This is a genomic window from Ruegeria sp. BI7, from assembly GCF_056537925.1.
The window spans coordinates 20737-35059 of the sequence record NZ_JBQFSK010000005.1; the positions used below are offsets into that span (position 1 = coordinate 20737).

14 protein-coding genes are annotated in these 14323 nt (G+C 59.4%); all 14 read right to left on the bottom strand.

Annotated elements, in window-relative coordinates:
- Positions 1-10: 10 nt before the first annotated feature.
- A complete protein-coding gene (locus ACR0JB_RS12885; protein ID WP_174821517.1) occupies positions 11-2134 on the bottom strand; it encodes a NosR/NirI family protein in 2124 nt (707 codons plus the stop codon).
- Between the two features lie 44 nt (positions 2135-2178).
- Entirely contained in the window at positions 2179-2583 is a 405-nt protein-coding gene (locus tag ACR0JB_RS12890) for a DUF2946 family protein (protein WP_480789971.1), read from the bottom strand.
- 148 nt (positions 2584-2731) lie between these two features.
- The gene (locus ACR0JB_RS12895) at positions 2732-2995 is read right to left on the bottom strand and encodes a hypothetical protein (RefSeq protein ID WP_170350160.1); all 264 of its coding nucleotides are present in this window, start codon (positions 2993-2995) and stop codon (positions 2732-2734) included.
- The gene (locus ACR0JB_RS12900; RefSeq protein ID WP_170400008.1) at positions 2952-4505 is read right to left on the bottom strand and encodes a nitrite reductase; all 1554 of its coding nucleotides are present in this window, start codon (positions 4503-4505) and stop codon (positions 2952-2954) included. Before ACR0JB_RS12900 ends, ACR0JB_RS12895 begins: the two co-directional genes overlap by 44 nt.
- On the bottom strand, positions 4480-5694 hold the full coding sequence (gene nirJ, locus ACR0JB_RS12905) for a heme d1 biosynthesis radical SAM protein NirJ (RefSeq protein ID WP_170359403.1): 1215 nt from the start codon (positions 5692-5694) through the stop codon (positions 4480-4482). Before nirJ ends, ACR0JB_RS12900 begins: the two co-directional genes overlap by 26 nt.
- 3 nt (positions 5695-5697) lie before the next feature.
- Positions 5698-6180, bottom strand: coding sequence for a siroheme decarboxylase subunit beta (ahbB, locus tag ACR0JB_RS12910; RefSeq protein WP_170400006.1), 483 nt, complete (start codon positions 6178-6180; stop codon positions 5698-5700).
- The gene (locus ACR0JB_RS12915) at positions 6177-6626 is read right to left on the bottom strand and encodes an Lrp/AsnC family transcriptional regulator (protein ID WP_170377198.1); all 450 of its coding nucleotides are present in this window, start codon (positions 6624-6626) and stop codon (positions 6177-6179) included. Before ACR0JB_RS12915 ends, ahbB (ACR0JB_RS12910) begins: the two co-directional genes overlap by 4 nt.
- Positions 6623-7612 carry a siroheme decarboxylase subunit beta gene (ahbB, locus tag ACR0JB_RS12920; RefSeq protein ID WP_170400004.1) on the bottom strand — a complete coding sequence of 330 codons (990 nt, stop codon included), beginning with the start codon at positions 7610-7612 and terminating at the stop codon, positions 6623-6625. Before ahbB (ACR0JB_RS12920) ends, ACR0JB_RS12915 begins: the two co-directional genes overlap by 4 nt.
- Before the next feature lie 4 nt (positions 7613-7616).
- Positions 7617-8762, bottom strand: a complete 1146-nt coding sequence (locus tag ACR0JB_RS12925) for a cytochrome D1 domain-containing protein (RefSeq protein ID WP_170400002.1) — start codon at positions 8760-8762, stop codon at positions 7617-7619.
- On the bottom strand, positions 8759-9067 hold the full coding sequence (locus ACR0JB_RS12930; RefSeq protein ID WP_254440561.1) for a c-type cytochrome: 309 nt from the start codon (positions 9065-9067) through the stop codon (positions 8759-8761). Before ACR0JB_RS12930 ends, ACR0JB_RS12925 begins: the two co-directional genes overlap by 4 nt.
- A gap of 46 nt (positions 9068-9113) precedes the next feature.
- Positions 9114-9875, bottom strand: coding sequence for a uroporphyrinogen-III C-methyltransferase (cobA, locus tag ACR0JB_RS12935; protein ID WP_170399998.1), 762 nt, complete (start codon positions 9873-9875; stop codon positions 9114-9116).
- Positions 9876-10063: 188 nt separating this feature from the next.
- Entirely contained in the window at positions 10064-10465 is a 402-nt protein-coding gene (locus tag ACR0JB_RS12940) for a cupredoxin domain-containing protein (RefSeq protein ID WP_170350168.1), read from the bottom strand.
- Between the two features lie 56 nt (positions 10466-10521).
- Complete coding sequence (locus ACR0JB_RS12945; RefSeq protein ID WP_170399996.1) at positions 10522-12306, bottom strand: NapC/NirT family cytochrome c; 1785 nt, start codon at positions 12304-12306, stop codon at positions 10522-10524.
- 123 nt (positions 12307-12429) lie between these two features.
- Positions 12430-14106: a cytochrome D1 domain-containing protein gene (locus tag ACR0JB_RS12950; RefSeq protein ID WP_170399993.1), complete on the bottom strand. Its 1677-nt coding sequence runs from the start codon at positions 14104-14106 to the stop codon at positions 12430-12432.
- Between the last annotated feature and the right edge of the window lie 217 nt (positions 14107-14323).

The window sequence follows — 14323 nt, forward strand, 5'->3', positions numbered from 1 at the left end:
TCCTCCTTTTTTAGGAAACGGATTGCGGTTTGGCGTTCGGATGGTTCGCCGGTGGCTGTCCGAGGGGGGTCTTGAGGTCGACCGACCCTGTCTTGGCCCGCCGTTTCAGTTGGCGGATAACGACGGGACATTTGTCCTCGGACTGGTAGAGCACCTGACAATGCAGGCAGGTGACGCACTCGTTCGGATTGATCTCACCGGTGGGGTGGATGGCCTGAACGGGGCATTCGTTGGCGCAGGTCTGACAGGGGGTGCCGCATTCCTTGTAGCGGCGCAGCCAGTCGAACATGCGGATACGGGCGGGGATCGCCAGCGCTCCGCCCAGCGGGCACAGATAGCGACAGTAGAACCGTTCGATGAACAGCCCGATCCCCAGCAGGGTCAGCGCAAAGACCACAAACGGCCAGTCGCGCATGAATTTCAGAATGATGGCAGTCTTGAAGGGCTCAATCTCGGCATATGTTTCGGCCAGCGGGATCGAGACGAAGCTGAGGCCGAAAAGACCCAGGAAGATCATGTATTTCGCGGGCCAAAGCCGTTCGTTCAGACCCCAGGGAAGGGTCCATTGCGGCACTTTCAGCGCACGAGCGATCTTGTTGGTCAACTCCTGCAGCGCGCCAAACGGGCACAGCCAGCCGCAATAGGCCCCACGCCCCCAGAACAGCAGCGCGGCGGCGACCGCGAACCATTGGATGAAGACCAGCGGATCCAGCAGGAAGGCGTCCCAGCTGAACCCGGTCCGCAGGCTGCCAGCCAGTGCCATCAGGTTCACCACACTCAGCTGCGCATTGGCGTACCAGCCGATGAAGAACAGGGTCATGGTCAGGTAGCCGATGCGGAACCAATAGAAGACCCTCGCGTTCATCGTCACGTGGAACTGGAAGAAGAACGTCGCCGTCAGGACCAGCAGCATGACGCCAAGGACGCCAATTTCGACTGTGCGGTCCTTCCAGATGCGCTTCCACAGGGCGGCTTTGGCGGCGGCCTCGCCGGTGGCGTCGTCAACAACGGTTGGGGCGGTAACGGGCAGTAGGTACTGCTCGGGTAGTTTGTAGCCCAGATCGAAAGTCAGGAAGGTTTTCTCAACTGCGCCCACGGCCCGCTGTACCAGCAGTTGCAGGCGGAACGGCTCGGCGGGATCAAATTCCGCCTCGGCTGGGATTTTAAAGATATCCAGTTCGGTGAAGCTGGGCGCATCAGCGGCCGCAACCTTGCCTAGGCGCTCTTGTTGCTTGTCAAAGAACCGGACCGAATTGTCGCCTTGGATCAGCTGAATCCGGTCGAAGATCCCACCGCGCACATAGCCTGAGCCTTTGAAGCTGTAAGCCCCGCGCCCCAGTACCAGAATGGCCTGTTCGCCGTCGTCCAGCCACTCGACCAGGTTTTGATACTCGGCTTCACCCAGCAGGGATTTCCCGATCGAGGGAACCGAGACCAACGCCATATGCATATCGATAAACGTGTCATCCGGTTCGCCCGGTTCCGGGCGTTTGATGGCGCGCTGATCTCCGGTAGCTTCAAAAGCGGCATTGACCTGACCGACATCCAGCGTCAGCCGCCGGATCGAGCCGTCACCCGACAGGGTGGTCCAGTCATAGATGGCGTTCTTAGCCATATCGACTTCGCGTTTCGGCCCGTCGGCCTGTAATGGCGACAGCCCACCTAAACCCAGCGCGCGGGCCACTTTGATACCGCCGCGCACAAGGCTGTCGTCGATCACCATGATGGTCACAGTGGCACCCGAGATGATGTCGAGGTCATGCCCCTCACCACCCGTTGCGGCCTCGTGTTTCAGGTCCAGACCGGTGTAGCCTTCGGTCAGCTCGACCATGCGCGAATTGGGAATGCCGATCAGTACGATGGGTTCCGAGTGTTTGACCAGTTGCACACCGGTCAGCACGGCATCAGCGTTTATTGCGGCAACCACATGGATGGGTTTGCCCGAATAGCCGGTCGTGCCCACGAAATCCGAAGTCAGGAAAGCCCAGGCGACGGTTTCGCCCCCCTTCAGAACCGGGGCAACAGGCACGTCATCGCGCACCGGGCCAAAGGCATCGGCACCGGGGGCAAGGTCAGAGGGCTCAATCTCGGGCAGGAAGCTGGCAAGGCTGTCGGCATGGGCGCTGATCGCCATCAGGCAGGACAGGACAAAGGCCAGCAGGATATGGGTTGCGCGACTTACGACCACGGCGCACCTCCGGTTACTTGGATTGACGCCATGGACGCGCGCGGGGCGCGTTCGGATGTTTCTTGGGGCGCGTGCGGGGGGCCTCTGGTTTCGGGCCACAACCGCCTAACTTGGTAGCAATTGACCAGATTGCGGTCATCGCAGCGAGCGACCTGAACAATCCCGTCCGACTTCAGTTCCGGCAGGTTTGGCAGGGGTGCCGCAGCGGTGACGGCGCACAAGGCACAGTCGGCGCATTTCGGGCAGGGCGCGGTTGGGTCTTCGGTCCCTTCTTCGAGGTCCACTTGAACCCAGACCGCGCCTGCCTCCGAGCAGATCTCAACCCACATGCTTTGTTCGGGACTCGCCAGCGCCGGACTAAGCAGTTGCAACAGCAAAAGAAGGGTGCCTGCCATGGCGCACGCCGCGCGTGAAGCGCGGACAGACAGTGTGTGCAGTGGGACTGGGGCAGACATGGAGAATCCAACTCGGCGTTCTTTCCTTTGTCCTACGGGATTCTCTCAGACGGATACTTGACTTAGGTCAGGTATCCGAAATTTGTGACTAATCGTCGGCTTCATCCATCAACCCGCGCAACCAGCGCCCGGCCAGCCAGGATGCGGGCAAGCCCAGCGGGATCGACCACAGGATTGCGCTTACAGGTGCGATCACGCCAAGCCCCATGCCATTGGCAACCAGACCCGCCAGAAACAGGTTGATGGCCACGGTTAGTGCCGTGGCGGGGTAGAGCAGGATGGCCAGTTTCCAGACCGGCCATTTGCCCTCAGTGGCTGGTACCTTCCGAGAAGGTGATTTTGTTCCAGACATTATATTTCCCCGAAGGTTTGCGCATGGGCAAGCGGCGAACCTCTTCCAGAGTTTGCGCGTCATAGACGATCACGGCACCATCATCTTCCCAGATCGATACCAGTGCATGGCGCCCATCCTTGGTGAACTCGACATGGGCTACGGTTTTGCCCGGCGCTGGGCGTAAAGTCTGCACGATTTCAAGGCTTTGCTTATCGATTACGTGCATCGCATCCTTGTTGGGCCCAAAGAACACATCGGCCCAGACGTAAGGAGAATTCTCATGACTGCGCATGAAGAAACCCGGCCCTTCGGTCTTGATCCGTTTGACCGTTTCCCATGTCTGCATGTCGATCACAGACACGGTGCCGTCGGTCAGGTGCGGCGTGGCCATCACGGTTGTATCGCCGTACTGCCACGTGATGCCTGATCCCAGATGCGGCATACCTGGCAGGTCTAGATCAGCCACTTTCTGACCGATGACCAGATCAATAACCTGCCCGCCCTTGCCGTCGCGCGAGGCACCCATGACGTATTCATAGCTTTGGTCGAAAAAGAAATCGTCCAGATAGTCAGGCGTGGTGATCTTGCGGACCGGGAAGGGATTTGGGTTCTTGAACTGCCCTTCGATACGGAAGTCATGACCCAGTCCGAACTGAGGCGGGTTGTCGCCGTAAAAAACTTCCCAAATCTCGGGAACATCTTTCAGGGCTAGCACAAAGCTTTCGCGTGGCGGGGCCTGATAAACGGCAGAAACGCGGCTGGGATTGCCCTTTTTGCTTTTGATCTCGATGACCTTGGCGACCGAAAGGTCGCTGGTCGACAGCAGGGTCAGGCTGTTGGGCAGGTAATTGGCGACGGCCACCCATTTTCCATCACCTGACATGGCGATGTTGCGGCTGTTCAGCCCCGCGCGCACGCGGCCCACCTGTTTCAGCGCCCAGATATCGTATTTCTGAACCCAACCATCGCGCGACATGATGAAAACATAGCGCCCGTCGGGGCTGAACTTCGGGCCTCCGTGGACGGCGAACGGGGTTTCGAACCGATCCAATACTTCAAACGTATCACCGTCCAACACGCTGACGTGGTGATCGCCGGTTTCGACGGCCAGCGTAATGTTCATCGGGTCGCTGTCCCAGACGGGAGCATCGACCGGGCTGTATTCTGCGTCCAGCGTACGGCTGGCTATGATCTCGGCCTCGCCCCATTCGGGGTTGGTTTCCAGCGGGGATTTCAGCCAACCCGCCAGTTCTTCGATCTGCAAGGCGTCAAGTTCATGCGAAAAGGCGGGCATCTGGGTGGCTGTACGCCCCTCGGCAATCACGGCGGCCACACGCGGGCCGCGCATGCGTTTCAGCGTCTCGGGGATCAGGGCCGGGCCAACACCGCCCAAACGGTTCTCGCCATGGCACGAGGCGCAGTGTTCGGCATAGTCCGACGGGGCGTCGGCCCATGCTGAACCAGCCAGCAGCAGCGAGCAGAGCGTGCCTATTTTCAACGTGTCAAAAGAACTGATGTGCCGGATCATGACGTTTCCCCCGGAACGGCGTGACCTTAAGGCGTTCGCCTGCGTCATCCACGCCGATTTCTTGATTGGAAAGATAGCAGGCCGGATCTTCGGCCCAGGGATCGCCGGTCACCTGCAAAGCCCGGATACGAGTGTTGCCGCCACAGACGTCCTTTAATTGGCAGGCCCCGCAGCGCCCTTTCAGCGGACGTGGTCGGGTGCGCAGCATAGAGAGCATCTGGTCCTCGCTGGCCCACAGCTCTGAGAACGGTTTGGTCTTCACGTTGCCGACCGTGTAGTCGGACCAATACGTATCGGGATGCACGCGCCCCAGATTGTCGATATTGGCCACGCCCAACCCGCTGGAATTCCCGCCCCACGCGGCGAGATGTTCGCGCACATGAGCGGCCTTGTCGGCATCGAAATGCGTGCGCACCCAGTTCAGGAAGTACCCCGCATCTGCATCATTATTGCCGGTCACAATGTCCAGCGGGCGCCCGCCCGAGGCGGCCTCCCACGCGCGCTCCAGCAGCAGGTCCAGCCCGTTACGGGTGCGCAGGTGTTCAGCATCTTCGCCCCGGTTCTTGTCGCCGCGCCCAGCATAGACCAGATGCGACAGGTAGAACTTGTCGACCCCTTCGTCATCGCACAGTTGCAGCAGGTCGGGCAGGTGATGCTGAGTGCCCTCGGTCAGGCAAAATCGCAGGCCCACTTTGATCCCGCGTTTCTTACATTCGCGCACACCGCGCAATGCGTCGGCAAAGGCGCCTTCAACGCCGCGGAACCAGTCATTTGTGGCCCCGATCCCGTCCAGCGAAATGCCGACATAGTTGAATCCCACATCGGCAATCATATCAGCGGTTTCATCGTAAATCCGCGTGCCGTTGGTCGACAGCGCCAGCATCGGCACCAGATCGCGGGCGCGTTTGGCAATGTCGAAGAAATCAAACCGGTCCAGCGGTTCCCCACCCGAGAGGATCAGGGCCGGGACGCGAAATTGGCCCAGATCCTCAAGGGTTACCATGGCTTGCTCGTGGCTGAGCTCACCGGGGAACGCAACATCCGCCGAGACGGTGTAGCAATGGCGGCATTTCAGATTGCAGCGCCGCGTCAGGTTCCAGATCACCACCGGTTTCACCGGTCCGGGGCGGCGTTTGCGCACCGGGGTCGGGGTGACGAGTTGGTGCATGTATTCGGTCAGGCGGAACATGTTTCAGCCTTTCGCTTTCAGGCGCAGCCCGGTCTTTTTCAGAATGCGCGTGGAATAGAGGATGTCTTTGGCCCGACAGGCATCGCCGAGAATGGCGGTGATCTCGGCGCGCTTTTCTTCGACCTCGTCACGGTCCGCGCCGTGAACCATGGCAAACAAATTGTAAGGCCAGTCGGGCAGGGCGCGGGGGCGTTCATAGCAGTGGGTGACAAAGGGCAGCGCGCCGATCTGGGTGCCCAGTTCAGTCACACGGTCGTTTTGCACATCCCACACGGTCATGCCGTTCGAGGTCATGCCCAGTTTGTAGTGATTAGGAGCAGCGGCAATGCGACGGATAACGCCGCGCGATTTCAGTTCGGCCAGGCGGAACAGCAACGCGTCTTCGTCGATGCCAAGACGCTCGGCCACCCGCGCATAGGGCGCGGGCACTAGGGGCAGGCCGCCTTGCAGCGCCTCGATAATCTCTCTGTCTTTTGCGTCGATCATGCCGCTACCCGGAAGCCGATGAAGAATTCCTGCAATTTGGGGAAACGGAGAACCTCGATCCCCGTTTCCCGTTCGATCGCATCAGCGGTGGCCTCGATCCCCTCGGGCGTTTCGGTGGCCAGTACGAACCACATGTTCAGCCGGTGCGTACGTTCATAATTATGGGCAACCTCCGCATGCGCATTGACTTTGGTCAGGACGGTTTCGAAATTTTCGACCGGCACCGCCATGGCGCACAGACAGAACGCACCCCCCATGGCGGCCGCGTCGAAAAACGGACCGAAGCGGGTGATGATGCGTTCCTCTTTCATGCGGCTGAGGCGGTGTAGCAATTCGCTTTCCGGAATGCCAAGTTCGGTGGCAATCGCGGCATAGGGATGAGGGATCAACGGCAGGTCGTCCTGCATTCGGTTCAGGATTGCACGGTCGGTTTCGTCCAGTCTCATGCGGCGGCCTCTTTCGGTTGGATCAATGCGCCGGTCTGTTTGAAACAGCGGGTCGAAAACAAAACTTTGTGGCGCGCACCGGCAAGTTCCGGCAGGGCAACGGCGCCGGACAGAACTTCTTGCGCCTCGCTGCGCGAGCGGGCGTGAATCATGGAATACAGGCGGTAAGGCCAGACGTCCTCGACCGGGTTACGTTCATAGCACAGGGTCACGCCGGGATGTGCGGCCAGCGCCGGGCCGGCAGTATCGATCTGACTGGCGGGCATGTCCCAAACCACCATCGCATTGGCCGACCAACCCAGCGCCCGGTGACGTACGATGACACCGAGGCGCGAGATGATGCCGGCATCGTGCAGCGCCTTGATCCGCGCCAGAACCTCGGGCGTGGATCGGTTCATTGATCGGGCCAGCGCGGTATAGGGTTCCGCGACCAGTTCTAGGCCGGAACTGAGCGCCTGTAGCAGGGCGCGGTCGCCGTCCCGCATGGCCGAGCGATCCACCTTGCGGGGGCCGGGCACATTGCGGGAATCGCCCGACATTCGAAAACCAAGATCGACATTGAATGGGCGTACCAGCCGCAGGTCCAGTACGCGCAGCCCGGTACGTCGGGCGATCCGGGCAAGGGTATCGTTCACATGCACCCGGTCCGGCCCGGTGGCAACGAACCAAAGGTTCCACGTATCCTCGCGCTGGTAATTGTGGTTCACTCCGGGTTCTGCGTCGATCAGGGCGGCGATTTCTTCCAACTGTTCCTCGGGGGCGGCAACGGCGGCCAGGGTGCTGGCCGATACTGTCCCCGGTGCAATCGTCGCACCCACCCGCGTGATCCGACCGGTTGCGCGCATCCGGGTCAGGCGATCGATGACCTCGGCCTCGTCCAGACCCAACGCTGCGCCAAGTACCTCAAACGGATGGTCGGTTATGGGAAAATCGCGCTGAAACTCGTCCAGCAAGCGACAGTCGATCGGGTCAGTGATGTGATCCATCGTCTCAAAGCCCCGTTCTGTGCGCACGTGCGGTGAAGAAGATGCCTGATGGGCTGTCCGCTTCAATCTCGCGCAGCTTTTCAAAGGTTTGCGTGTCATAAACCATGACCTTGTTGGCATCGCGCACGCTGATCCAGACCTCGTGCCCACGCGGGGTGAATTCCATATGCAGTACGGCTGGACCGGGTTTGAATTCGTGGATGATGTCCTTGGTGACGCTGTCGATCACTTGAATCGTATCGTTCAGCGGATGGGCGAAATTCACCCAAACTTGCCGTCCGTCGGGCCGGGCCATGGCAAAGACCGGCTGACCGTGGGTCTGTGTGCGTCCGGTTTCGATCAAAGTGTCGGCATCGATCCAAAGAACCTCGTGATGGCCCACGGCGGGTAGAACGAATTCGCGGCCAGTCAGCGCCCAACCTTCCAGGTGGGGCATCTTGTAGACAGGCATTTCTTCCTGCCCGCGCCCGTAATCCGGTAGGACGCGGATCGGTTCCGGGGCCTCGGCCCAGAGATCCAGCGCGGTCAGCCCGTCCTCGCCGAACAGGCCAGTGATATAGGTGCGGCCATTGGCGGTGATCAGCGCGTCATAGGGGTTTTTGCCCATATCGGGAATCTTGGTGATCTCGGGCGTGCCTGTCGCGAAATCGGCAAACCAGGTTTCGCCAGAGTCCCACATGGTGAAGACGAACCTGCGGCCCGGCGCGTCGACCAGACCGATTGTTTTGCTACCCGTTGGGATATCTGCGACCAACTCAAGCGTATTGGCGTCGAACACACGGACGCCGCCGGGTTCATAGTTCGACACGGCGACTAGCTGTCCGTCGTCTGAAATTGCGCCACCAATTGCGTTACCGGCCTGTACGACGCGGTTCACGATCTGTCGGGTGACGATATCGACTTTGGTCAGCCCGCCATCGCGCCCGAACACATAAGCAAAGCGTTCGTCGGGCGAATAGACCAGCGAGGCATGGGACAGATCGCCCAGCCCTTCGATCCGCGCCAGCGCGGCCCGGTCGGATTGATCTACCAACAGGACCGAACCCTTGGCGCGTTCGATCACAAGACCCAGATCACCGGTGGCGGTTGGTTCAGCATGCGCCGAGGTCATCATCAGGGTGGCGGCAAGGCCAAGAATAAGCTGTTTCATTGTGCCTCCTGTTGCAGCAGGTAACGGGCGATCCATTCGGCCTCTTCCTCGGTAATAAGGGGGCGCCAGGGGGGCATTGCCGTGTCGGGAATCCCGTCGAGTATGACGCCGGTCAGCACGTCCGGATCATAGTATTGCAACGTTTGGGACCGAAGATCGGGACCAAGGCCACCCTTCAGCGACAGCCCGTGGCACGACCCGCAATCCTGATGGACAAGCCGTTTCAGGGCGTCGGGGTTCAAGGTGTCGGCGGCAAATGCCGAGGTGGCGATCACAACCGCGCCGGCCAGCAGAACCGAAGTCAACGGTTGGCTGCTCTGCCTGCCAGGCGCAACAGTCCGGTGACCTAGCCTAGCCATGCGCTTGTTCCATCAATTCGGCCACCGAACGTTCGGCATACAGCGAAACCACCTGTCCGATGATGAACAAAGTGGGTGCCTCAAGTGCAGCGCTGCGCACGTCGGTGGCCAGCCTGTCCAACCGGGACACGATGCGACGTTCGGCCCGTGTGGTGGCTTTGCTGACAGCCAGCACGGGGGTCGATCCGGGCAGGTTCTCGGTCATCAACCCCATGGCGATTTGGCCAATGTTGGCTACGCCCATGTAGACCACCAACGTCGAGTCGGGATCGGCCAACCGCTTCCAATCCAGGTCCAGCACCTTGTCTTCCTGCCGGTGGCCAGTGACATATTGGACCGAGGTTGCCAGCCCGCGATGGGTCAGCGGCACGCCGGTCGAACAGGATGCCCCCTGCGCGGCCGTGATGCCGGGTGCGTACTCGACCGTGACGCCATGGGCCACAAGATACGCCGCTTCTTCCGAGCCACGGCCAAAGATCATCGGGTCGCCGCCTTTCAGCCGTGCAACGGTGTGACCGGCGCGGGCCTCTTCCAACAGAATCTCATTGATGCGACCTTGCGGTACGGTATGGCATTTGGGGGCCTTGCCAACCGGAATCAGCCGCGCCTTTTCGGCATGCAGGGCTAGGATGTCGTCCGAAACCAGCCGGTCATAGACGACCACGTCGGCCTCTTGCAGCATGCGCAAGGCACGCAGGGTCATGAGTTCGGGGTCGCCGGGGCCGGCGCCAATTAGAAAAACCTTACCGCTCATGTGCAAACTCGCTTGGTCTGAATGTCTTCCGAGCCCGGGTTTGCCTGCGAAAAGGGACGTTGCTGGGCGAACCGGGCGTGTCATGAGAACAGGTTGGCGGATTCTGCGCGCAGCTTCCTTGACTAAAGTTAAGGAGCGCGGGATTTGCGCCCGCGCTCCTTTGACTTGCCTGTATTTTTTGCCTCGGCTCAGGGTTCTACGGTGATCATTCCGATCATGTTCTGCGTTTCCCAATGCGGCCCGCACAGGTATTCCTGCGGGCCTGGAGTAAGGAATGTCAGATCAACGGATTCCTCAGGGAACAAACGGTCGCTTTCGGGTTCGCTGCCGCCTTTCAGCAGCACACTGTGACTGGTGCGTTTGTCCACGTTCATCCAGCGCACTGTCGTTCCTGCTTTCACGGTCAACTGACCGGGGCAGAAATTGTATTTGTACATCAGCACCACTTCGGCGTCTTCGACGGCTGACGAAGGTTGCCCGAACAAGTCGACATAGCGTTGCTCGGCCTCGGCGCAAATCTCGGCGGTTTCATCCGCCAAGACGGGTGGGGCGAGAAGTAGAAGTGCAGGAAGAAGGCAGTGGGGTTTCATGATCCATCTTTCCTTTCCAAAAAAGGGCGGGGGCCGGGTTTTCCGGCCCCTATCCGTTATTGTTTGACCACGTTGATGTTCGCGCTGTCGTCGTCCAGCGCCAGGCTGGTGTTCAGCGTAACGTGGTGGAACCGCGCGGCGGCAAAGTCATCATGAATGGCAAAGCCCACCGTATAGGTCTGACCCGGTTCCAGCGGCACGTCGCCGGGCGCACCCGAGTTCAGTGGCCGCGAGAAGACGACGGTCCACACGCCACCGGACAGATTGGCCGAGGCGGCAATTTCCCCGTCATTGACCACGCGCTGTTCCAACAGATAACCGTTGGAGGCGCTGCCATCAGCATAGACACGCATCAGGTCCAGATAAGTGCCATCGGCCAGGTATTGCTGGATCTGCGCCTCGGCCTCCAACTTGTCCCAGCCACCCAATGCCTTGCCGCGGCGACCTTTAACTTCGACCTCGGTCCGGCTTTCGCTGATGTATTTGGTCACTGTGTCCTGAGTGCTAAGGCGGCCTGCGATATCCCCATTGGCGGCAATCGCGTCAGCGCCCGGATCAAATGGCATATAGCTGTTGTCTGCGTGGCACGAGGCCCAGCAGCCTACCTGATCGCCTAACTCGATCCCGGTACCGGTGATCATCATTGCAACCTTGATCTGGTTGTCGGGGTCCATCTTGCCGCCATCGACGAAGGGGGCAGGGTTATGGCCTGCATCCGGCCATTGCATGCGGATATAAAGGTTCTCGTCATCATGCGCGGCCTGCACGGTCGCATCGATCACACCACGTTTGCCGGGGATCGGGGTTGGTTCCAAATCACCGCCCGCAACGATCTTGTTGCCGATCGTATCCAGTTCTTTGGCGTGACAGGTCGAGCATTGATCGCCGCCCTTGGTCAGGGGACGGGCCCCGCCGTGGAACTTGCCGTTCTGCACCCACTCAAACGAGGCTTGACCGGGGTAGAACAGTTTCAGATCGGCGCTTGCAATGGCATTCCAGTCGACGCTGCTGCCAACATCACTACCGCCGCCTGCCGGTGCTGCGGCTTCTTCGCCATTTGCCTTGGCGCGTTCTTCGGCGACGGCTGCGTCTACGGCGGCCGCGATCTGTGCCTGAACGGCCTCTTGCTGGGCGGCTTTGGCTGCTTTTTCAGCCTCGGCTTCGGCAGCTTCCTTGGCTTCGATCTTCGCAAGGCTGGTCAGGTATTCCTGCGGGATTTCACGAATGAAGGCCGGGTTGGGTGCCTCAAGCTTTTCCAGATAGTCCTCATCGGCCCGATCACGGGCGTCCGAGTGGGCGATCCCCTTGTGGCAGTCGATACAGGTCTGGCCGATCTCCATCGCATTCAGGTGCTGCTGACGTGCGCGCGGTTTCTGGAACTCGGGCATCATCGATTCAAAATCGTGGCAGTTGCGGCATTCACGTGAGTCCGTGGATTTCATCCGCTCCCATTCATTCATCGCCAGATGTACGCGCTTGGCTTCAAACTTTTCGCGGGTGTTGATGGTGCCGACCAGCTTGCCATACAGCTCTTTGGACGCCTTGATCTTGCGGATCATCTTGTGGGTCCAGTCCTTGGGAACGTGGCAGTCGGAACAGACCGCGCCCACGCCAGACCGGTTCACGTCATGGATCGTGCCGGTGTATTCCTCATAGACGAAATCACGCATCTCGTGGCACGAGACACAGAATTCCTTTGTGTTGGTGGCTTCCATGGCGGTGTTGAACCCGCCCCAAAAGACGATGCCCGCGACAAAGGCCACGGCTATTCCGGCCACGGGCATTCCCCACAGGAAATACCGGCGCCAAATTGGTTTCTTTTTTTCCGGTTCGGAAGTCATATCCGGGCTCCGTTTGGCTGTCTTATCTGGCCCTGGGTGGCAGGCCGGTGGATTTGGCTGTTTGGTCAAACAAGGAAAGGGCGGGCGAGGGGCCCGCCCTTTCCGGTTTTGGTTGCGAACTCGTCAGGTGACGTGGTTCGAACGGTTGTAGACGTTGAATTTGCCGGTCGGAGCATAAAGCCCTTCGATGCGGCCGATTTCTTCCAGCGTCTTGGCGTCGTAGATCACGATCTGACCGTTAGGTTCTTTCGAGTCCGACAGGTTCCACTTGGAAACCCAGACCTCGGTACCATCCGCGTTGAATTCAAAGTGAACAGCGGCGCTGCCTTCGTCTTCGGTGATCTGGATGGTTTTCACGATCTCGCCGGTCTCTTTCGAGATGACCTGCACCGATTGCTGAACTTCAGGTTCCGGGTGTTTGGTCTGGTCAGCCCAGATGTAGTCCGAATTCGGGTGCGTACGGACAAACAGGCCGGGGCCGTCGGTTTCCACTTCGTAACAGATTTTCCAGGCATCATCCGGGCGGTTTTCGGGATCGTTACCCCAGACGGTCACGGTACCCACACCAAGGTGTGTCGTACCAGCAACCGGGCCGCAATTTGGGTCGACCCAGTTGGCACCCGGACCTGGGTGCGGCAACGCGGCTGTGTCGATCATCGCTTCCAGCTTGTGGGTTTCGGTATCGACAACCACCATCTTGTTCGACGCGTTCGCGGCGATCTGGAAGTATCGGCCTGTCGGGTCAAAGAACCCGTCATGCAAGAACTTGGCGCTGTCGATCTTGTCGATCCGTAGGTTGTCCAGATCGGTATAATCGACCTGCCACAACTGCCCCAATTCCTTCACGGCAACGATCCAGGTGGGTTCGTTCGGAGTTGTGTAGATTGCGGCCACACGGGCCTCTTCCACGTAATCCCCGTCCACGTTCACACCGCGGGTTGATACGACCTTGACCGGTTCCATGGTCTGGGCGTCGACGATTGCGAAATGCGGCGGCCAATAGCCCCCACCGATGACGTATTTGCCGTCACCAGAAACGGCAACGTCGCGGGCGTCATAGGCAATCTTGACCTCGGAAACCAACATCTTGTCTGGCGTCTGCCAGAGGTCGATCTTAGTCATCTTGCCGTCACGGCCCATGGTGTACCAGAAACGCCCGGGCTGTTCTGGCTCTTCCAGTGCGTGGTGTTCAGATGCTTTCAGAACGTGAACGGCATAGCCGGTCGGGATGTGTGTCAGAACCTCTTTCGTGTCGCCGTCGATCACGGCCACCTTGCCCACATCGCGTTCGATGACAACAAAGAAGTTTTCCCAGTTACGGCCATGCAGCGGCTCGGTTGGATAATCGGCTTCTTCGACATAGACCTTGCGGGTCGCCATCATCTGTTCAAGTGACATTTCAGGCGGCTTTGGCGGCTCCATCATGATGTAGGTCGCCATGTCCTTTATTTCCTGCTCGGTCATGATGTCCGAGAAGTTGTTCATCCCGCCTTCGGTTCCCCAGGCGATGATCTTTTCAAGCCGTTCCTGACCTAGTTTTAGGGTGCCGGATTCGGTTACGGTGCCATCGTCGTTTTTGGTTTTGACCATCGGTTCAAGACTTTTACCGGTGGCACCTTTACGTAGAACGCCGTGACAGCCTGCGCATTGCTCGAAATAAAGTTGTTTGGAGGATTCAAAGGCTTCCTCGCTAAGGGTTGGCTCTTCGGCGAAGGTTGGCGCAGCGACGCTGCCCAGCAGCATCGCCAAACCGACCCCAAAGGCGCGGCCAGTTTTGTTGTAGCTGATTCCAAGTGACATGATCACTCTCCATTTGCGTGGTGAGGCAGGTCCAAGGGTGAAACATCGCGTCCGACGGCTCCTTGACGAAAGTCAACGCCAGGGGCCCATTTCAAGGGTTCGGCAGGAAAAAATGGCGAAAAAAACCGTCATAAAATCTGTGTTTTAGAGGCATGTTTTTCGTGAGGATTGATTTTTGTTAAGTCCGTTGCGCGGGTTGGCTGCTAGGGCTGAAAAA